Consider the following 19,597-nt stretch of genomic DNA (forward strand, 5'->3'; position numbering starts at 1 on the left):
GTCCTCCATTCTACTCTCCCTTCTCTATCCTCTTTCCACCTCCCCCCCCTCCCCCCCCCCCCCCCCCCCCCACACCCCCCCGCCCCCCCCCCCCCCCCCCCCCCCCGCGCGCCCCCCCCCCCCCCCCCCCCCCCCCCCCCCCCCCCCCCCCGGGGCCCGCCCCCCCCCCCCCCCCCCCCCCGCGAAAGGGCCAGTACAGGCTGCAACCTGCTACACCCGGAACCGATCCACTTCCTGACGCAACTGCGCCGCCAACCCTTCCAACTCCCGCGCAGTAAAGGCCAGCTCATTGGCCACGTCGCGTTGTTCGCTGTTGGCCTGGGCGATGCTCTGCAGGTTGCGGCTGAGCACCGTGGCGGTACTGCTCTGCTCCTGGGTCGCGGTACTGATCACGGCGAACTGCTCCCCCGCCGCCCGGCTCTGCTCATCGATGCGCGCCAGCGCCTCGGCCACTTTGTCGTTGCGCTCCAGCCCTTCACGCATCAACTGGTTACCTTGCTCCAAGGTGGTGATCGCATGCCCGGTCTGCTGCTGAATGCTGGTGATCATTCCGGAAATCTCATCCGTCGCTTGGCGGGTGCGCGCTGCCAGACCACGCACTTCATCGGCGACCACGGCGAACCCTCGGCCCTGCTCACCTGCCCGCGCTGCCTCGATAGCCGCGTTGAGCGCCAGCAGATTGGTCTGCTCGGCAATCGCCGTGATCACGCTGATGATCCCACCGATCTCCTGGGAACGTGCACCCAGGCTGTCCATCACTGTCGCCGTGCCGCCCAGCGCCTCGGCGATCTGGTGCAGCGAACGCGACGCCTCGTCCATGGCGCTGCGGCCAATACGGGTCTGCTGGGCATTGTCGCGGGCCATGCGCTCGGTGCCGGCCATGTTGTCGGCGATGTTCATCGAGGTGGCGCTGAACTCCTCCACGGCACCCGCCATGCTGGTGATCTCACCGGATTGCTGATCCATGCCCTCGCAGGCGCCGGCCGACAGCCCGGACAGAGAGCGGGCGCGGCCACTGACCTGCTCGGAGGCACTGCGAATGTGCTCGACCATGGTCGCCAGGGCTTCACCCATCTTGTTGAAGCTGCCTGCCAGCTGGCCGATCTCGTCATGACTGGTCACCACCAGGCGTGCATTCAAGTCGCCGGCGCCCAGGGCCTCGGCCTGGCGCACCAGATCGTCCAGCGGACGCAACTTGCGCCGTAGCAGCCACAGCGTGGCGGCCACCGCCAGGAGCATCGCCAGCAGGCTGCCGATGGCCAGGCGCACGCCGACGCTCCAGGTCACCTCGCGGATCTCGGCCTTGGGCATGCTCGCCACCACGGTCCAGGGGCCTTCGGCGAACGGCGCGGAGACACTGAAGAGGTCCTGCTCGGCGTTGGCCGGCGGCACCAGCCACTGACCCTGCTCGTCGCGCAAGGCCAACGAGCCGGTCTGGCCGATGCGGAAGCGCTTGAGATTGGTGAACTGCGCATTCTGAGCATCGGTGTAGTCGAAGCCGACGAACAGCACGGCAATCACCCGCCCGGCAGCGTCGCTGACCGGCACATAGCGGGTCATGTAGTTGCGCTCGAACAGGACCGCGCGGCCCACGTACATCTGCCCGGCCATCAGCTTGGCATAAGCTGGATGCTGGCGGTCGAGCTGGGTGCCGATGGCGCGGGTACCATCCTGTTTCTTCAGGTTGGTGCTGATGCGCACGAAGTCATCGCCCTTGCGGACGAACAGCGTCGCGATACCGGCCGTCATCTGTTGGAATTCGTCGACTTGGTGGAAGTCGTTGTTGAGCAGGTGATCGCCCTGGTACAGCGCCGGTGTCGCCACTCCCGCCACATCGATCAGCTCATCGGCATGCAACGCCAGACCCGAGGCGAAACGGCGCTCGAAAAGCCCGCTCAGGCGCTGGGTGTTGTCCTTGAGCGAGCTGTGGAAGGTCGCCAACTGGTCGGCCAGCAGCCGTGCCTCGCTGCCCAGGTGTTGCTGGCGCGTGGCGAAGTTGGCGTCGTCCAGCGCACGCAGGGCGAACAGGGTACTGCCGGTGATCACCAGCGCCAGCACGATGGCAAGGGCGACACCGAGCTGGGAGGCGATTCGGGCACGCGGTTTAGACATTTAGAAGCTCCTGGCAAGAGGCCGGGATCGTCCTGATCACGCTGACCACCCGCTTTTTTTGGACGGGAAAATCACGTCCTCTTTCGGGACGCTGGTGCCATTAGATCGGCGCCGCAGACCAATACTTGAGTGCTGAATGTGGGTATTCGCAAACCTTTGCGAAAGACACTCAAGCCCGAGACAGGATGCTCACGTCCGGCAGTGCCACGGCTGCGGCCTCTTCCTGCAGAAACAGGCTCAGTCGCCGCAGGCGCTCACCACCGGGTCGAGTCCGGGGCCACACCATGTAGTAGTCCATGCCGCTGGGTACCGCCGTGGGCCACGGCAAGCTCAACCGTCCCTGGGCCACATCCTCGGCCACCATCAACAAGTCACCCATGGAAATGCCGTATCCCCGTGCCGCCGCGATCATGCCCAACTCCAGGGTATCGAACACCTGCCCGCCCTTGAGAGAGACCTTGTCGGTAAGGCCCATGCGTTCCAGCCATTCGCGCCAGTCGCGCTTGTCCGGGGTCGGGTGCAGCAACTCGATACCGGCCAGCCGGCGCTCGTCCCATGGGCCATGGTCGAGCAGGTCCGGTGCACCGACCGGGATCAGCAGTTCGGCAAACAACCGCCGCACTTCCCAGTCCGACGGGAACACGCCATCGCTGAGCAGTACCGCGCAGTCGAACGGCTCTTGGTTGAAATCGACGTGGTCGACGTCCATCCAGGCGCTGGTCAATTGCACTTCGTTGCCCGGTTGCAAGTGACGAAAGCGGCTCAGGCGCGCCAGCAGCCAGCGCATGGTCAGGGTCGAAGGCGCCTTCATGCGCAGGATGTCGTCTTCGCCGCGCAATGTGTCGCAGGCCCGCTCCAGAGCGGCGAAGCCTTCGCGCACGCCTGGCAACAGTGTCCGCGCCGCTTCGGTCAGTTGCAGGCTACGACCGCTGCGCACGAACAAGCGGCAAGCGAAGTGATCCTCGAGTGTGCGGATGTGCCGGCTGACCGCGCTCTGGGTGATCGACAGCTCTTCCCCGGCGCGGGTGAACGAGCTTAGCCGTGCGGCAGCTTCGAATGCGCGCAACGCATACAACGGAGGTAACTGTCTGGACATGTGGCACCTGAACAGCGGGAGGTGGGAGCAATGCCGAGAATCATATATGCATGAGTTCAACTCATGCCAATCATCGCTTTTATCCTTTTGTGCAATGTTGACCGAAGCCTCAGAATCGTCGCCTCGCTCACCTTTGGAACAAGGATCGCCCCATGCATGTCGCGCCCACCACGGAACTCAAGGCCCTGCTGCGCCTGGCCGGGCCACTGGTCGCCTCGCAGCTGGCGCACATGCTGATGGTGCTCACCGACACCTTGATGATGGCACGCATCAGTCCGCAGGCGCTGGCCGGCGGGGGGCTGGGTGCGGCGAGCTATTCGTTCGTGTCGATCTTCTGCCTCGGCGTGATCGCCGCCGTCGGCACCCTGGTGGCCATCCGCAAGGGCGCCAACGACATCGCCGGAGCGACCCGTCTTGCGCAGAACGGTGTGTGGCTGGCCTGGGGCCTGGCACTGATGGCGGCGCTGGTGCTGTGGAACCTCGAACCGGTGCTGTTGCTGTTCGGCCAGCAACCGGACAACGTCGCCGCGGCGGCAGAGTTTCTCACCCTGTTGCCGCTGGCATTGCCCAGCTACCTGACCTTCATGGCCCTGCGCGGTTTCACCAGTGCGCTGGGTCACTCGACCCCGGTGATGGTCATCAGCCTGGTCGGCACGGTGCTCAACTACCTGTTCAACCATGCCCTGATCGAAGGCATGTTCGGGCTGCCCAAGCTCGGCCTGATGGGCATCGGCCTGGTGACCGCGATCGTCTCGCTGGGCATGGCCATTGCCCTGGCACTGTACATCCGCTGGCACCCCACCTACGACGCCTATCCATTGCGCCAGGGGCTGTGGCGCCCTTCGCTCACGGCGCTGCGTGAGTCGTGGCGGCTGGGCCTGCCGATCGGCGGCACCTACATGGTGGAGGTCGGCCTGTTCGCTTTCGCGGCACTGTGCATGGGTGTGCTCGGTAGCACGCAATTGGCAGCGCACCAGATCGCCTTGCAGATCGTTTCGACCGCATTCATGGTACCAACCGGCCTTTCCTACGCGGTGACCATGCGCGTAGGCCTCTACTACGGCGGCGGCAACCTGCTGGCGGCGCGCAGCGCCGGGCGGGTGGGAATCGCGTTCGGCGCGACGATCATGTTCGGCTTCGCCGCGCTGTTCTGGCTGCTTCCGGAAGCGCTCGTGGGGCTGTTCATCGACCGCAATGACCCGGCTTTCGCGGCGATCTTCCAGCTGGCGGTGCAATTGCTGATGGTGGCCGCCTGGTTCGAGCTGTTCGACGGTATGCAGACCATCGCCATGGGCTCGATTCGCGGGCTCAAGGACGCCAGGACCACCTTCCTGATCGGCTTGGTCTGCTACTGGCTGGTGGGCGCCCCGAGTGCCTGGCTGTTCACCTTCACCCTCGGCGGCGGCGCGCTGGGCGTTTGGTGGGGTTTGGCGCTGGGCCTGGCGTGCGCGGCCGTGGCGCTGACGTTTGGCTTCGAGTGGCGGGTGAAGCGGATGATGCGCAAGGCACAGAACCGTGCCGGAGCTGCGGTTTCGGCCTGACGTCATGGCCTCTTCGCGGGACAAGTCGGGGCGCCGAACCGCCGCTCCCACAGGTACTCCACAGTGCTTGAAAACCGTGGAGTACCCGTGGGAGCGGGCTTGTCCCGCGAAAGGGCCCTAGAGCGCAGCCACCAAATCCCGCTCGGGCACCTGCCGCAAATACTCCACCAGTTCCTCCACCGGCAGCGGTTTACTCACCAGGAAGCCCTGCACCTGGTCACAGCCGAACTCGCGCAGCAAGGCCATCTGCTCGGGGCTCTCGACGCCTTCGGCCACCACCTCCAGGTTGAGGTTGTGGGCCAGGTTGATCATGGCGTGAACCAGCTTGCGGTTCTCCTCGCGCATCTCCATCTCGGCGACGAAGCTGCGGTCGACCTTGAGCAAAGCGATCGGCAGGCTGTTCAGGTGCACGAACGACGAGAACCCGGTGCCAAAATCGTCGAGCGAGAATCGCACGCCGAGCCGCCCTAGCGCGTCCATGGTCTGGCGCACCAGCTCGTTGCGACGCATCACGGCGGTTTCGGTCAGTTCGAACTCCAGCCAGCGGGCATCCACGCCATGTTCGATGATCAGTCGGCTCAGGGTCGCCAGCAGCTGGCTATCCTGGAACTGGCGGAAGCTCAGGTTCACCGCCATGTGCAGCGGTTCCAGGCCGCTTTCGCGCAGCGCCTGCATATCGCGCAGGGCACGGGAGATCACCCAGTAGCCCAGTGGCACGATCAACCCGCTCTGCTCGGCCAAGGGCACGAACTCGCTGGGCGGCAACAGGCCGCGCTCGGCATGGCGCCAGCGCACCAGCGCCTCGAGGCCAACGATGGCGCCGTCGGCCAGGTTCAGTCTCGGTTGATAGTGCAGTTCCAGTTCATCGCGACGCAATGCGCGGCGCAACTCACCTTCGAGATCGGCCAGGCTGCGGGCGTTGCGGTTGATGCGCTCGTCGTAGACATGGAAGGTACAGCCCTGATTGGCCTTGGCCTGGCGCATGGCAATGTGCGCATGCCACATCAACGGGTCGGGGCCGGCCTGAGCGCGAGCATGGGCCAGGCCCAGACTGCAGCCGAGCAGCAGGCTCTCGCCATCGATCCAGTAGGGCTCGGTGAGCACCTCGACGATGCGCTCGGCCACGGACTCGGCGCGGTTGGCATCGCGGCGGGTGTCGATCAGCAGGGCGAACTCATCGCTGCCCAGGCGCGCCAGCTGGTCGCCGGGTTCCAACTGCTGTTTCAGACGCGCCACCACCTGCAGGATCAGGCGGTCGCCGCCCTGATGGCCGAGGGCATCGTTGACGTGGCGAAAGTTGTCCAGGTCCAGGTGGCCGAGCGCAACGCCGCGGCCATCGTGTTCGGCCAAGCGTGCGCTGAGCAGGGCCTGGAAGCCCTGGCGATTGGCGATGCCGGTGAGAGGGTCCTGTTCGGCCAGACGCTGCAGGGTGGCCACCAGCACGCCGCGCTCACGCACATGGCGCAGAGAGCGGCGCAAGGAGTCGGCCGTCAGTTGCTCGCGCACCAGCCAGTCGCTGACTGCGGTCGGTGGTTTTTCCGGCTCGTGTTCGAGCAACAGGATGGTCGGCAGCTCGCAACGGCCAGGTGCCGGCTGCAAAGCCGGGGTGGCAAGAATCACCGCTTGGCGGTCATGGCTGAAGATGCTGTCCACCGCCTCCCAGTTCGGCGCGGTCAACAGCACCGCGCTGCCCTCCAGGGGCAACAGGCATTGGCGCAACAGGGCAGCCCATTCCGGCTCATCAGCCAACAGCAGCAAACGCACAGGTTCGACAGGCGTGGACAAGCGGGCTCCTTAGGGGCGTGGACGGAAACGTTCTAGCCGGGGGCATGCTAGCGCAACAATGGCTCCCGACGCATTCTGTCGTGCATCCTGCGCGAATCGGGGCCAACCGGCAATGCGATTTTGCCACTTCTGCGAAGCGTCAGTAATAGCCCTTGGCTTGCAAAAGTCTGACTCACGCGTCAGACGGTCGCGCCATAACCGCCCCATGCCTGTTAGAATGCGCGGCTATTTTCTGGCGACCCCCGGTTTCTAGCATGTCCCGACTCAATCCCCGGCAGCAGGAAGCCCGTGACTACGTCGGCGGCCCTCTTTTGGTGCTCGCCGGTGCCGGCTCGGGCAAGACCAGCGTGATCACGCGCAAGATTGCCCACCTGATCCAGAACTGCGGTATTCGTGCCCAGTACATCGTCGCAATGACCTTCACCAACAAGGCCGCGCGCGAGATGAAGGAACGGGTCGGCACCCTGCTGCGTCCCGGGGAAGGCCGTGGCCTGACCGTATGCACCTTCCACAACCTGGGCCTGAACATCATCCGCAAGGAGCACGAGCGCCTGGGCTACAAGCCGGGCTTCTCGATCTTCGACGAATCCGACATCAAGGCGCTGCTGTCGGACATCATGCAGAAAGAATATTCCGGCGACGACGGCATCGACGAGATCAAGAACATGATCGGTGCCTGGAAGAACGACCTGATCCTGCCCGCCCAGGCGCTGGAGAATGCACGCAACCCGCGCGAGCAGACCGCCGCCATCGTCTACACCCACTACCAGCGTACGCTCAAGGCGTTCAACGCGGTGGACTTCGACGACCTGATCCTGCTGCCGGTCAAGCTGTTCCAGGAGCACCCCGACGTGCTCGAACGCTGGCAGAACCGCGTGCGCTACCTGTTGGTCGACGAATACCAGGACACCAACGCCAGCCAGTACCTGCTGGTGAAAATGCTGATCGGCATGCGCAACCAGTTCACCGTGGTCGGCGACGACGACCAGTCGATCTACGCCTGGCGCGGCGCGCGGCCCGAGAACCTGATGCTGCTCAAGGAGGACTATCCCTCCCTTAAGGTGGTGATGCTGGAGCAGAACTACCGCTCGACCAGCCGCATCCTGCGTTGCGCCAACGTGCTCATCGCCAACAACCCGCACGCCTTCGAAAAGCAACTGTGGAGCGAAATGGGCGTAGGCGACGAGATCCGCGTGATCCGCTGCAAGAACGAGGAAGCCGAGGCCGAACGCGTGGCGATGGAAATCCTCACCCTGCACCTGCGCACCAACCGGCCGTACAGCGACTTCGCCATCCTCTACCGCGGCAACTACCAGGCCAAGCTGATCGAACTGAAGCTGCAGCACCACCAGGTGCCGTATCGCCTGTCGGGCGGCAACAGCTTCTTCGGTCGCCAGGAGGTCAAGGACCTGATGGCCTACTTGCGCCTGTTGGTGAACCCGGACGATGACAACGCCTACCTGCGGGTGATCAACGTGCCCCGCCGGGAAATCGGCTCGACCACCCTGGAAAAACTCGGCAACTACGCCACCGAGCGACGCATCTCGATGTACGCCGCCAGCGAGGAGCTGGGTTTGGGCGAGCACCTCGATGCCCGCTACACCGAACGTCTGCAGCGCTTCAAGCACTGGCTCGATGGGGTACGCCACAAGGTCGCCCTGGAAGACCCGATCGCCGCGCTGCACGAGATGATCCGCGACATCGACTACGAGAACTGGATTCGCCAGCAGACCGCCAGCGACAAGGCTGCCGAGTTCCGCATCAGCAACGTCTGGTTCCTGGTCGAAGCGCTGAAGAACACCCTCGAGAAGGACGAAGAGGGTGACATGACCATCGAGGACGCCATCGGCAAGCTGGTGTTGCGCGACATGCTCGAGCGCCAGCAGGAAGAGGAAGAGAACGCCGAAGGTGTGCAGATGATGACCCTGCATGCCTCCAAGGGCCTGGAATTCCCTTACGTGTTCATCATGGGCATGGAGGAGGAAATCCTCCCCCACCGCTCCAGCATCGAGGCCGACACCATCGAGGAAGAGCGCCGCCTGGCCTACGTGGGCATCACCCGCGCACGCCAGACCCTGGCGTTCACCTTCGCCGCCAAGCGCAAGCAGTACGGCGAGATCATCGACTGCACGCCCAGCCGCTTCCTCGATGAACTACCGCCGGAAGACCTGGCCTGGGAAGGCTTGGACGATGCGCCAGTGGAAGTCAAAGCCGCACGCGGCAACAACGCCCTGGCCGATATCCGGGCAATGCTCAAACGCTGATCAACCATTACTCTTTAACTTCGCCGCTTCGTGCGGCCACCTAGCTACATCGGAGATACACAGTGGAAGCACTGCAGCAGAAGATTCGCGAAGAAGGCATCGTGCTTTCCGATCAGGTTCTCAAAGTCGACGCGTTTCTCAACCATCAGATCGACCCGGCGCTGATGCAAAAGATCGGTGACGAATTCGCCCGTCTGTTCGCCGATGCCGGCGTGACCAAGATCGTCACCATCGAAGCCTCGGGCATCGCCCCGGCAGTGATGACCGGCCTGAAACTGGGCGTACCGGTGATCTTCGCACGCAAGCACCAGTCGCTGACCCTGACCGAGAACCTGCTGACTGCCACGGTGTATTCCTTCACCAAGCAGACCGAGAACACCGTGGCCATCTCGCCGCGTCACCTCAACAGCAGCGACCGCGTGCTGGTAATTGACGACTTCCTGGCCAACGGCAAGGCGTCCCAGGCGCTGATCTCGATCATCAAGCAAGCCGGCGCCACCGTGGCCGGCCTGGGGATCGTCATCGAGAAGTCGTTCCAGGGCGGCCGCGCCGAGCTGGACAGCCAGGGCTATCGCGTCGAATCGCTGGCCCGGGTGAAATCGCTGGAAGGCGGTGTGGTCAGCTTCATCGACTGATCGAGTCGTCTGCTTCGCGGGCAAGCCCGCTCCCACAGGGCTCTCTGCAGCACCTGTGGGAGCGGGCCCGGCGTTTACGAATGCCTGCTCGCAGCCAACCCCGCCAGCAGCAACCGCTGATACAGTTCCTCCTTGAGCCCCTGCGGATTTTCCAGCCCCATCCGCAGCAGATGGGCTTCGTACCCTTGCGGCCCCGGCGCCTCCAGCGTGGCCTTGCCCAACTCCAGCACCTCGCTCAGCTTGAGCTTGCTCTTCAACCAGTTCAGCGCGCGCAACAGATCCTGCTCCTGCGTCGTGAAATCGGTCCCCAGTGGATACTCGGGGAACATCCGTCCGTGCTCAGCACGCAGCGCCTCCAGACGCTGCGGTGTGTTGTCGGTGAACCGTGAATCGAGCTGGAAATCCCTGGCCAGCTTGCCCGCGTCCTTGGCCTGCGCCATCAGCTCGCCCTGGAAGCGCGAATCGCTGATCGCCAACAACCGCGCGATCACTTCGCTATCGGTCTGCCCACGCAGGTCGGCGATGCCGTATTCGGTCACCACGATGTCGCGCAGGTGCCGGGGAATGGTGCAGTGGCCGTACTGCCAGAACAGATTGGAAGTCACCTCGCCTCCCGCCTCGCGCCAACTGCGCAATAGCAGGATCGAGCGCCCGCCTTCCAGAGCGTGGCCTTGGGCAACGAAGTTGTACTGCCCGCCCACCCCGCTGAGTACCCGGCCGTCTTCGAGCTGATCTGCCACCCCGGCACCGAGCAGGGTCATGCCGAACACGGTATTGACGAAGCGTGCGTCGCGGCGCTGGCGGCGCTTGAGTTGCTCGTCGCCGTACAACTCGTTGATGAAGCTGATGCGGGTCATGGCGAAGCGCGCCCGCTGCTCCAGCGGCATATCGCGCAGGTGCTGGTAGAACGCCTGAGGCCCCAGGAAGAACCCGCCATGCACCAGAGCACCGTGCTCATCGGCCGGACGCCGCACCACCCCGGCCTCGACCAAAGCCAACAGGCCGTTGACGAACATCTCGCTGCAGCCATAAAGGCCTTCGGCAAAGCCGTCCAGGCCACCCTCACGCTCGATCAGGGTCTGCCAGGCTGCGATGCCCAGTGTCGAGAGCAGCGCCTGGTAGGCGGCGTTGTCGCGTTCACGCGCCAGCAGCGCCGCAGCCAGTGCATCGCCCATGGCGCCTATTCCGATCTGCAGGGTGCCGCCATCACGTACCAAGGCGCTGGCATGCAGGCCGATGCAATGATCCTGAAGGGTCACCGGCATGTTCGGCGTGGAGAACAGCCGGCGTTGCTCGGCCTCGTCGATCAGCAGGTCGAAGGCATCGATGGGCAACTCAGCATCACCTGGCATGTAAGGCAGCTCGCTATGCACTTGGCCGAGCATCAGGATGGTTTCCCCGGCGGCGCGGCGCTTGGCGATCATCGGCAAGAGGTCGAGGGTGATATCGGGGTTGCAGGCCAGGCTCAGGTGAATGGGTTTCTCCGGGGTAGCGGCCACCAGTTGGGCGATCAGGTTGAGGCCCTTGGCATTGATGTCACGAGCGGCGTGGCTGTAATTGCTACTGACGTAGTCCTGCTGCGCGGTTTCGCTGTGCAGCAGGCTGCCGGGCTGCATGAAGAACTGCTCGACGCGGATATTGGGCGGCAGGTTGTCGTTGCGCAGGTCGGTGAGGTAGGTGAGTTCTTCGTAATCGGCGAACACCCGCTCCACGAAGGGTTCGAGAAAGCGTCGTTGCAGACCATCGCCCAAGGATGGACGGCCGAGGGATAGCGCGGTGTAGAGGGTCAGACGGCGCTCGGGCAGTTCGCGCACACGGGCATAGAGGGCGTTGACGAAGGCATTGGGTTTGCCCAGGCCCAGCGGCAGGCCCATGTGAATATGGGCCGGCAATCGTGCCAGGACCTGCTCGACGGCCTGGTCGAGGGAGCAGAGGTGCATCCGGGCCTCCTGAAACATCCGTTGGTTCAGGGGTTGGACACGAGGTTGGGCGGTTGGTTGCCCGCGAAATGGCCGGTATTGGCAACCCAAAAACAAAAGCCCGCCATCGATGGCGGGCTTGGTGCAATTCAGCTTTGACTCACAACCCCGACATCTTCTGGATCGCCCCTTTGAGTTCTTCGTCCGTGCAATCCGCACAGGTCCCTTTCGGCGGCATGGCGTTCAGCCCGGTGATGGCCTTGGCGAGAATCCCATCGAGGCCACCTTGATGATCGGCGCGTTCTTTCCACGCGGCGGTGTCACCGATCTTCGGTGCACCCAGCAGCCCGCTGCCATGGCAGGCGTTGCAGTGCTTGGCAATGATTTCATCGGGGGTCTTGGCACCGCCACCACCTGCGGCGGCGGCCACTTCCATCCCCTTGCACTCCTGGCCCTGCACACACACCTGCCCAACCGGCTCGAGGCGCTTGGCCAGGTCATCGTTGGTGGCGGCGGATGCGCCCAGTGCCCAGAGGGCGAAAACGGCTGCTGGTACGGCCAGCATCTTCTTGATTTGGTTCACGCGTACACCCTCATGGTGGCTAATCACGCCCGCGGCCACGGTAATGCGAGCGTTGAAAAGTATAGCGGGAACCCGGAACCCGTGGATACGACCCTACACCGGAAAGGGGTATTGCCGAATCAATGCACTGCGCTGGATCAAAAGTTCGAGGGGGTGGCCGCGCTGATCAACCGTGCCGGCTCATCGAAAGGATTGCGGAATCGGTGCGGTCGGGTGCTTTCGAAGTAGTAGCTGTCACCCTCTTCGAGGATGAAGGTTTCGGTACCGACCACCAGTTCAAGACGGCCTTCGAGCAGAATGCCGGTTTCTTCGCCGTCGTGGGTGAGCATCTCCTCGCCAGTATCCGCGCCGGGTGGATAGACCTCGTTGAGAAAGGCGATGGCGCGATTGGGGTGCGATTTACCGACCAGTTTCATGGTCACGGCACCGTCGGAGATGTCGATCAGCTCGTGGGCCTTGTAGACGATCTGCGCGGGGCTTTCGGCCTGCAGCTCTACGGAGAAGAACTCGACCATGGACATGGGAATGCCGCTCAGCACCTTGCGCAATGAGCTGATCGACGGGCTCACGCTGTTCTTCTCGATCATCGAGATGGTGCTGTTGGTGACACCCGCACGCTTGGCCAGCTCACGCTGGGACAGGCCCTTGAGCTTGCGGATGGCTTGCAGTCGTTCGCCGACGTCCAAAGCTGGAGCCTCCTGAATCGGTAGGGATGGGCGGGGTGGATGTGAACGATATCATGGCAACGCCGTTCAGTATTTACAACACACCACGCCTCAACCTGACCGCTTCAGCGGCTCATTCGCCGAAATAGTCCAGCGGCACCCGCTTGAGATTGCAGAAGATCTGGTAGGGAATCGTCCCGGCGCGCTGGGCCACATCGCTGGCCAGCACCTGCTTGCCCCACAGCTCGACCGGGCTGCCGACAGTGGCTTCAGGCACGTCGGTAAGGTCGATGCACAGCATGTCCATCGAGACCCGGCCAATCAACGATGCGCGCTTGCCGGCCACCACCACTGGCGTGCCCGTGGGAGCATGACGTGGATAGCCGTCGGCGTAGCCCATGGCGACCACACCCACCCGGGTCGGACGCTGGCCGATGAATTTGCCGCCGTAGCCCACAGGCTCGCCGGCGGGCAGCTCACGCACGCTGATCACCCGCGATTGCAGGGTCATCACCGGCTGCAGGCGCTCGGCCTGGGCCTGGGGTGTCTCGAACGGTGAGGCGCCATACAGCATGATGCCAGGGCGGACCCAGTCGCTGGGGGCCTGCGGCCAGGCCAGCACGCCAGGGGAATTACGCAGGCTGCATTCGGCGCTGAGGCCTTGGCGGGCGGCCTGGAACAATGCGATCTGTTGCTCGGTGGCATCGACGTCCGGCTCATCGGCCCGGGCGAAGTGGCTCATCAACACGATGCGAGCGACCTTGCCGCTGGCGAGCAGACGCTGATAGGCCTCGTGATAGTCCTTGGGGTGCAGGCCGACGCGGTGCATGCCGCTGTCGAGCTTGAGCCAAATGGTCAGCGGCTTGCGCACGGCGGTCGCTTCGATGGCCTCGAGCTGCCACAGCGAATGCACCACGCACCACAGGTCGTGTTCGGCGATCAGTGCCAGCTCGCTGGACTCGAAGAAGCCCTCCAGCAGCAAGACCGGTGCCTTGATGCCTGCGGCACGCAGCTCCAGCGCCTCCTCGATGCACGCCACGGCGAAGCCGTCGGCTTCGGGCTCCAGGGCCAGGGCGCAACGCACGGCGCCGTGGCCATAGGCGTCGGCCTTGACCACGGCAAGGGCCTTGGCACCGGACAGTTCTCGGGCCAGGCGGTAGTTGTGGCGGAGGGCTTGCAAGTCGATCAGGGCGCGGGCGGGGCGCATGGGGGCTGCCTTATGCTGGTTCACAAGTTGAAAACGGTATTGGCCTCTTCGCGGGCAAGCCCGCTCCCACAGGGTTTGCGCAGACCCACAGGTTGCGCGGTACCTGTGGGAGCGGGCTTGCCCGCGAAGAGGCCGGTACAGACGACCTTACTGCTGGTGGGCAGGCTCGGTCCGACCGTGCTTGGCCACTTCCCGCTCATTGCCATACCGCGAGATGTCCAGCCCTTGGGCACTGATCTGCGGCTTCTTGCGCGCAATCAGGTCCGCCAGCAGGCGACCGGAACCGCACGCCATGGTCCAACCCAACGTGCCGTGACCGGTGTTGAGGAACAGGTTGCGGAACGCGGTTGCGCCCACGATCGGCGTGCCGTCCGGGGTGGCGGGACGCAGGCCGGTCCAGAAACTGGCCTGACTCAGATCGCCGCCGCGAGGATAAAGGTCGTTGACGATCATCTCCAGCGTTTCGCGCCGACGCGGGTTCAGCGAAAGGTCGAAGCCCGCGATCTCGGCCATGCCGCCGACGCGGATGCGGTTGTCGAAACGGGTGATGGCAACCTTGTAGGTCTCGTCGAGAATGGTCGAGGTCGGTGCCATGTCGGCATTGGTGATCGGCACGGTCAGCGAGTAGCCCTTGAGCGGGTACACCGGCGCACGGATGCCCAGGGGCTTGAGCATCTGCGGCGAGTAGCTGCCCAACGCCAGCACGTAGCGGTCGGCGGTTTCCAGCTTGCCGTCGATCCAGACGCCATTGATGCGATCACCGGCGAAGTCCAGGCGTTGGATGTCCTGTCCGAAACGGAACTCGACACCCAGCTTGATGGCCATTTCAGCCAGCTTTGTGGTGAACATCTGGCAGTCGCCGGTCTGGTCGTTGGGCAGCCGCAGAGCGCCGGCGAGGATATCCTTGACCCCGGCCAAGGCCGGTTCGACGCGGGCGATGCCGTCACGGTCGAGCAGTTCGTAGGGCACGCCGGACTGTTCGAGCACGGCGATGTCCTTGGCCGCGGCATCCACTTGCGCCTGGGTACGGAACAGCTGGGTGGTGCCCAGGGTGCGGCTTTCGTAGGCGATACCGGTTTCGCGGCGCAGTTCGTCGAGGCAGTCGCGGCTGTACTCGGACAGGCGCACCATGCGCTCCTTGTTCACCGCGTAGCGGCTGGCGGTGCAGTTGCGCAGCATCTGCGCCATCCACAGGTACTGGTCGACGTCGCCGGTGAGCTTGATGGCCAGTGGCGCATGGCGCTCGAGCAGCCACTTGATGGCCTTGAGCGGCACACCCGGTGCAGCCCAGGGCGAGGCGTAGCCGGGCGAGATCTGGCCGGCGTTGGCAAAGCTGGTTTCCATGGCGACCGCTGGCTGACGGTCGACCACCGTGACTTCGAAACCTTGTCGCGCCAGATAATAGGCACTGGCGGTCCCGATGACACCGCTACCTAATACCAGAACTCGCATCGTCTAATCCTCGCACCGGCTACACGGCCTGTTTATTGAAATGGCATGGATGGGCGCAGTATAAAAAGACAGGCCCAGTGCAATTCACTATATAAAAGCCTATTATTGGCGAGAATTCTCGGCAAAATCGCCTTTCACGGAGGGGCATCCCCTATGAGAACCCAGCACCAGAGCAAGCGTGAACTGGACAAGATCGACCGCAACATCCTGCGCATCCTGCAGAACGACGGGCGTATTTCCTTCACCGAACTGGGCGAGAAAGTTGGGCTGTCCACCACCCCCTGCACCGAGCGCGTCCGCCGCCTGGAACGCGAGGGCATCATCATGGGCTACAACGCCCGGCTGAACCCCCAGCACCTCAAGGGCAGCCTGTTGGTGTTCGTGGAAATCAGCCTGGACTACAAGTCGGGCGATACCTTCGAGGAATTCCGCCGCGCGGTGCTCAAGCTGCCCCATGTACTGGAATGCCACCTGGTGTCGGGCGACTTCGACTACCTGGTGAAAGCGCGCATTTCGGAGATGGCGTCGTACCGCAAGCTGCTCGGCGACATCCTGCTGAAGCTGCCGCACGTGCGCGAATCGAAGAGCTACATCGTCATGGAAGAGGTCAAGGAAAGCCTCTGCCTGCCGATTCCGGACTGATTCAGACCAGCACTTGGCGAGTGCTGGCGATGAACTGGTGCACCAGCTGTTCGGCCTCGGGCTCGATCGGCTGCTCCGGGCCACGGCCACGTGGGCAGGCCAGGCGCGGGGTGGTGCCGAACAGACGGCAGATCATCGGGCGCTCTTCGTACACCGTGCAGCCGTTGGCCCCCAGGTGTACGCAGTCCAGACGTTCCAGGGCCGCGTCCTGTTCGGCCTGCGATTTGCGCGGCAATCGGGCCATTTCCTCGGCAGAAGTGGTGACCGGGCCGCAGCAGTCGTGGCAGCCGGGCTCGCACTCGAAGGAGGGAATGAGCTCGCGCAAGAAGTGGATCTTGTGGCGGTTGCAGGGCATGGCAGGTACAGCGCTGGGAATTTGCCTGGATTATAGGCCCATTCGCGGTGGTCCGGCGCCCCGATGAGCCCGCGAACGGGGACGCAGCGCTCGCCGGTTGCCGCTCTCCCAACCCCGGCTTATCCTCCCTCCCTCAGCCCACAGCCAGCAGGTCCGCCCCATGACCCACAGCGCGCAGCACGCCGCCTCCTACTACGCCGCCAGCAGCGCGCCACACCCGGACCACTCCTTCCTGCAAGGCGAACACGTCGCCGACGTGTGCATCGTCGGCGGCGGCTATTCCGGCCTGAACACCGCCATCGAACTGGCCGAGCGCGGCTTCTCGGTCGTGCTGCTGGAAGCCCGCAAGCTCGGCTGGGGTGCCAGCGGGCGCAATGGCGGGCAACTGATCCGTGGCGTAGGCCACGGCCTTGAGCAGTTCCTGCCGGTGATCGGCGAGCAAGGCGTGCACAGCCTGAAGCGGATGGGCCTGGAAGCCGTGGACATCGTGCGTGAGCGCGTCGAGCGCCACGCCATCGCCTGCGACCTGACCTGGGGCTACTGCGACCTTGCCAACAAGCCCGCCGAACTGAAAGGCTTCGCCGAGGATGCAGAGGAACTGCGCAGCCTGGGCTATCGCCACGAAGTGCGGCTGGTCGGCCAGGACGACATTCACAGCGTGGTCGGCTCTGAGCGTTATGTCGGCGGCCTGATCGACATGGGCTCGGGCCACCTGCACCCGCTCAACCTGGCCCTGGGCGAAGCGGCCCTGGCCAGCCGCCTGGGCGTGAAGCTGTTCGAGCAGTCCGAGGTCACGCGTATCGACCACGGCCCGCAAGTGCAGGTGCATACCGCCCAGGGCCGGGTGCGGGCCAAGACCCTGGTGCTGTGCTGCAACGCCTACCTCAATGGCCTCGACCGCGAACTGGGCGGCAAGGTGCTGCCAGCCGGCAGCTACATCATCGCCACCGAGCCACTGGGCGAGGAACGTGCACGCCAACTGCTGCCGCAGAACATGGCAGTGTGTGACCAGCGCGTGGCCCTGGACTACTATCGCCTGTCTGCCGACCACCGATTGCTGTTCGGCGGTGCCTGCCATTATTCGGGCCGTGACCCGAAGGACATCGCCAGCTACATGCGACCGAAGATGCTCAAGGTGTTCCCGCAACTGGCCGACGTGCGCATCGACTACCAGTGGGGCGGCATGATCGGCATCGGCGCCAATCGCCTGCCGCAGATCGGCCGCCTGGCCAGCCAGCCCAACGTCTATTACGCCCAGGCCTACGCGGGCCACGGACTGAACGCCACGCACCTGGCCGCACGGCTGCTCGGCGAGGCGATCAGCGGCCAGGAAAGCGGGCGCTTCGACCTGTTCGCCAAGGTGCCGCACATCACCTTCCCCGGCGGCAAGCACCTGCGCTCGCCGCTGCTGGCGCTGGGCATGCTCTGGCACCGGCTCAAGGAACTGGCCTAGGGTCTCTTGGCCCTCATTCTTTCCAGAACGGCTTACGCCCCTCCTCCCAGGCACGCTCACGGGTGATTCCGATATCACGCAGTTGGTCTTCCGTGAGCTCCAACAATGCCCTGCGGGTGTGCCAGCGGTGCAGCATGAGGGCCCAGCGTCCGAACCCGGCCGGCGCGTCGAAGACCTGATTCCGCTGTCCGGCCTCCAGTTCCTTGGCCAACAGCTGCAAGCGCACATCACTCATGCCACCCATCACTGCATCCTCACGTTCAGTTGATACCGTGGGGAAAGCATGCCGCCGACAGATGCTTCAATACAGATCCAAAATCAGCCTATTATTCCCATACAGAACGGGCTATCTAACAGCTGAATGGCGGATTTTCAGCGTATCTGTACTGGTCGACACCCACATACCGCGCAGGAGTCTGCCGTGACGCTCTATCTCAACCTCGCCGAGCTGCTCGGCGCCCGTATCGAGCAAGGTCTCTACCGCCCCGGCCAGCGCCTGCCATCGGTACGTGCCCTGAGCGTCGAGCACGGCGTCAGCCTGAGCACCGTGCAGCAGGCCTACCGCATGCTCGAGGACAGCGGCATGGTCGCGCCCCGGCCGAAGTCCGGCTACTTCGTCTGCGAGCATCGACACCTGCCCGCCCTGCCCGCGGTCAGCCGCCCGGTCCAGCGCCCGGTGGACATCTCCCAGTGGGAACAGGTGCTGGACCTGGTACGCAGCACCCCGCGCCAGGACGTGATCCAGCTCGGCCGCGGCATGCCCGATATCGACAGCCCTACCCTCAAGCCGCTGCTGCGCAGCCTGGCCCAACTCAGCCGGCGTCAGGACATGCCTGGCCTGTACTACGACAACATCCACGGCAACCTGGCCCTGCGCGAACAGATCGCCCGCTTGATGCTCGACTCCGGCTGCCGCCTGGGTGCGGCCGATCTGGTGGTGACCACCGGCTGCCACGAAGCGCTGTCGTGCAGCATCCGCGCGGTGTGCGAGCCAGGCGATATCGTCGCGGTGGATTCGCCCAGCTTCCACGGTGCCATGCAGACCCTCAAGGGACTGGGCATGAAGGCCCTGGAGATCCCCACCGACCCGGTCACCGGGGTCAGTCTCGAGGCCTTGGAACTGGCGCTCGAGCAGTGGCCGATCAAGCTCATCCAGATCACTCCGAGCTGCAACAACCCCCTGGGCTACATCATGCCCGAGGCTCGCAAGAAGGCCCTGCTCAACCTGGCGCAACGCTACGACGTGGCGATTCTAGAGGACGATGTGTATGGCGACCTGGCCTATACCTACCCGCGCCCACGTACCCTGAAGTCGTTCGACGAAGACGGCCGCGTGCTGCTCTGCAGTTCGTTCTCCAAGACCTTGGCTCCCGGTTTGCGCATCGGCTGGGTCGCCCCCGGTCGCTACCTGGAGCGAGTGCTGCACATGAAGTACATCAGCACCGGCAGCACTGCCAGCCAGCCACAACTGGCGATCGCCGACTTCATCCAGGGCGGGCACTACCAACCGCACGTGCGCCGCATGCGCAGCCAATACCAACGCAGCCGTGACCTGATGAGCGACTGGGTGACACGTTACTTTCCTGCCGGTACCCGCATGAGTCGGCCCCAGGGCGGGTTCATGCTGTGGGTGGAACTACCTGAACATTTCGACACGCTGCGCCTGAACCGCGCTTTACTTGAGCAAGGTGTGCAGGTCGCCGTGGGCAGCATCTTCTCGGCTTCGGGCAAGTTCCGCCATTGCCTGCGCATGAATTTCGCGGCACGGCCCAGCGCGCAGATCGAGGATGCGGTGCGCAAGGTCGGCGAAACCGCCCTTCGTCTACTGGAGCAAGATGCAAACCAGGCGTAACTTTGCGCCCCTCCCGACAGTCCAACCTCCCAAGAC

At 64.3% G+C, this 19,597-nt stretch carries 16 protein-coding genes and 1 pseudogene; 6 read left to right on the plus strand and 11 right to left on the minus strand.

Annotated features, from left to right (window positions below; genetic code table 11):
- Window positions 1–210 precede the first annotated feature (210 nt).
- From KY379_RS27550 to KY379_RS25810, 3 genes and pseudogenes are all read right to left on the minus strand, one after another.
- Window positions 211–1,074 carry a methyl-accepting chemotaxis protein gene (locus tag KY379_RS27550; protein ID WP_397466254.1) on the minus strand — a complete coding sequence of 288 codons (864 nt, stop codon included), beginning with the start codon at window positions 1,072–1,074 and terminating at the stop codon, window positions 211–213.
- Window positions 1,072–2,112, minus strand: a pseudogene (locus KY379_RS27555) (Cache 3/Cache 2 fusion domain-containing protein); the annotation flags it as partial. The pseudogene KY379_RS27555 and the gene KY379_RS27550, both read right to left, overlap by 3 nt.
- 169 nt (window positions 2,113–2,281) lie before the next feature.
- Window positions 2,282–3,208 (minus strand): LysR substrate-binding domain-containing protein, encoded by a 927-nt coding sequence (locus KY379_RS25810; protein ID WP_133325407.1) that lies wholly within the window; start codon window positions 3,206–3,208, stop codon window positions 2,282–2,284.
- A gap of 152 nt (window positions 3,209–3,360) precedes the next feature.
- Between KY379_RS25810 and KY379_RS25815 the strand changes: the two genes are divergently transcribed.
- Entirely contained in the window at window positions 3,361–4,749 is a 1,389-nt protein-coding gene (locus KY379_RS25815) for a NorM family multidrug efflux MATE transporter (protein WP_261239251.1), read from the plus strand.
- A gap of 117 nt (window positions 4,750–4,866) precedes the next feature.
- Here the strand turns inward: KY379_RS25815 and KY379_RS25820 are convergent, their stop codons facing one another.
- Window positions 4,867–6,534, minus strand: a complete 1,668-nt coding sequence (locus KY379_RS25820; RefSeq protein WP_261239253.1) for a putative bifunctional diguanylate cyclase/phosphodiesterase — start codon at window positions 6,532–6,534, stop codon at window positions 4,867–4,869.
- A gap of 254 nt (window positions 6,535–6,788) precedes the next feature.
- Here KY379_RS25820 and rep point away from each other — a divergent pair, with 254 nt between their 5' ends.
- Both rep and KY379_RS25830 read left to right on the plus strand, forming a co-directional pair.
- On the plus strand, window positions 6,789–8,798 hold the full coding sequence (gene rep, locus KY379_RS25825; protein WP_133325413.1) for a DNA helicase Rep: 2,010 nt from the start codon (window positions 6,789–6,791) through the stop codon (window positions 8,796–8,798).
- 62 nt (window positions 8,799–8,860) lie between these two features.
- A complete protein-coding gene (locus KY379_RS25830; protein WP_133325415.1) occupies window positions 8,861–9,433 on the plus strand; it encodes a xanthine phosphoribosyltransferase in 573 nt (190 codons plus the stop codon).
- 74 nt (window positions 9,434–9,507) lie between these two features.
- On the opposite strand, the gene KY379_RS25835 is transcribed toward KY379_RS25830, so the two are convergent.
- From KY379_RS25835 to dadA, 5 genes are all read right to left on the minus strand, one after another.
- Window positions 9,508–11,373 (minus strand): acetyl-CoA hydrolase/transferase C-terminal domain-containing protein, encoded by a 1,866-nt coding sequence (locus KY379_RS25835; protein ID WP_261239255.1) that lies wholly within the window; start codon window positions 11,371–11,373, stop codon window positions 9,508–9,510.
- A 139-nt stretch (window positions 11,374–11,512) separates the two neighbouring features.
- Window positions 11,513–11,935, minus strand: coding sequence for a c-type cytochrome (locus KY379_RS25840; RefSeq protein ID WP_196171396.1), 423 nt, complete (start codon window positions 11,933–11,935; stop codon window positions 11,513–11,515).
- Between the two features lie 137 nt (window positions 11,936–12,072).
- On the minus strand, window positions 12,073–12,621 hold the full coding sequence (locus KY379_RS25845) for a cupin domain-containing protein (protein ID WP_133325419.1): 549 nt from the start codon (window positions 12,619–12,621) through the stop codon (window positions 12,073–12,075).
- 112 nt (window positions 12,622–12,733) lie between these two features.
- Window positions 12,734–13,807 carry an alanine racemase gene (gene alr / locus KY379_RS25850; RefSeq protein ID WP_133325421.1) on the minus strand — a complete coding sequence of 358 codons (1,074 nt, stop codon included), beginning with the start codon at window positions 13,805–13,807 and terminating at the stop codon, window positions 12,734–12,736.
- A gap of 147 nt (window positions 13,808–13,954) precedes the next feature.
- Entirely contained in the window at window positions 13,955–15,259 is a 1,305-nt protein-coding gene (dadA, locus tag KY379_RS25855) for a D-amino acid dehydrogenase (RefSeq protein WP_133325423.1), read from the minus strand.
- A gap of 153 nt (window positions 15,260–15,412) precedes the next feature.
- Between dadA and dadR the strand changes: the two genes are divergently transcribed.
- Window positions 15,413–15,901: a transcriptional regulator DadR gene (dadR, locus tag KY379_RS25860; RefSeq protein WP_003258963.1), complete on the plus strand. Its 489-nt coding sequence runs from the start codon at window positions 15,413–15,415 to the stop codon at window positions 15,899–15,901.
- A 1-nt stretch (window position 15,902) separates the two neighbouring features.
- Here dadR and KY379_RS25865 read toward each other — a convergent pair whose 3' ends face one another.
- The gene (locus tag KY379_RS25865; protein WP_133325425.1) at window positions 15,903–16,256 is read right to left on the minus strand and encodes a YkgJ family cysteine cluster protein; all 354 of its coding nucleotides are present in this window, start codon (window positions 16,254–16,256) and stop codon (window positions 15,903–15,905) included.
- A 160-nt stretch (window positions 16,257–16,416) separates the two neighbouring features.
- On the opposite strand from KY379_RS25865, the gene KY379_RS25870 reads away from it, so the two are divergent.
- A complete protein-coding gene (locus KY379_RS25870) occupies window positions 16,417–17,709 on the plus strand; it encodes an NAD(P)/FAD-dependent oxidoreductase (protein WP_261239264.1) in 1,293 nt (430 codons plus the stop codon).
- 13 nt (window positions 17,710–17,722) lie between these two features.
- Here the strand turns inward: KY379_RS25870 and KY379_RS25875 are convergent, their stop codons facing one another.
- A complete protein-coding gene (locus tag KY379_RS25875) occupies window positions 17,723–17,953 on the minus strand; it encodes a DUF1127 domain-containing protein (protein ID WP_133325429.1) in 231 nt (76 codons plus the stop codon).
- Between the two features lie 177 nt (window positions 17,954–18,130).
- Here KY379_RS25875 and KY379_RS25880 point away from each other — a divergent pair, with 177 nt between their 5' ends.
- The gene (locus KY379_RS25880) at window positions 18,131–19,561 is read left to right on the plus strand and encodes a PLP-dependent aminotransferase family protein (protein ID WP_165976033.1); all 1,431 of its coding nucleotides are present in this window, start codon (window positions 18,131–18,133) and stop codon (window positions 19,559–19,561) included.
- The last annotated feature ends 36 nt before the right edge of the window (window positions 19,562–19,597 follow it).

The organism is Pseudomonas sp. HD6422, from assembly GCF_025377065.1.
Taxonomy (GTDB): domain Bacteria; phylum Pseudomonadota; class Gammaproteobacteria; order Pseudomonadales; family Pseudomonadaceae; genus Aquipseudomonas; species Aquipseudomonas putida_U.

Coding starts and splice junctions, on each gene's coding strand:
- dadA (WP_133325423.1), bottom strand. CDS start 15,259: ATGCGAGTTCTGGTATTAGGTAGCGGTGTCATCGGGACCGCCAGTGCC.
- KY379_RS25870 (WP_261239264.1), top strand. CDS start 16,417: ATGACCCACAGCGCGCAGCACGCCGCCTCCTACTACGCCGCCAGCAGC.
- dadR (WP_003258963.1), top strand. CDS start 15,413: ATGAGAACCCAGCACCAGAGCAAGCGTGAACTGGACAAGATCGACCGC.
- KY379_RS25865 (WP_133325425.1), bottom strand. CDS start 16,256: ATGCCCTGCAACCGCCACAAGATCCACTTCTTGCGCGAGCTCATTCCC.
- KY379_RS27550 (WP_397466254.1), bottom strand. CDS start 1,074: ATGGGTGAAGCCCTGGCGACCATGGTCGAGCACATTCGCAGTGCCTCC.
- KY379_RS25815 (WP_261239251.1), top strand. CDS start 3,361: ATGCATGTCGCGCCCACCACGGAACTCAAGGCCCTGCTGCGCCTGGCC.
- KY379_RS25875 (WP_133325429.1), bottom strand. CDS start 17,953: ATGGGTGGCATGAGTGATGTGCGCTTGCAGCTGTTGGCCAAGGAACTG.
- KY379_RS25810 (WP_133325407.1), bottom strand. CDS start 3,208: ATGTCCAGACAGTTACCTCCGTTGTATGCGTTGCGCGCATTCGAAGCT.
- KY379_RS25835 (WP_261239255.1), bottom strand. CDS start 11,373: ATGCACCTCTGCTCCCTCGACCAGGCCGTCGAGCAGGTCCTGGCACGA.
- rep (WP_133325413.1), top strand. CDS start 6,789: ATGTCCCGACTCAATCCCCGGCAGCAGGAAGCCCGTGACTACGTCGGC.
- alr (WP_133325421.1), bottom strand. CDS start 13,807: ATGCGCCCCGCCCGCGCCCTGATCGACTTGCAAGCCCTCCGCCACAAC.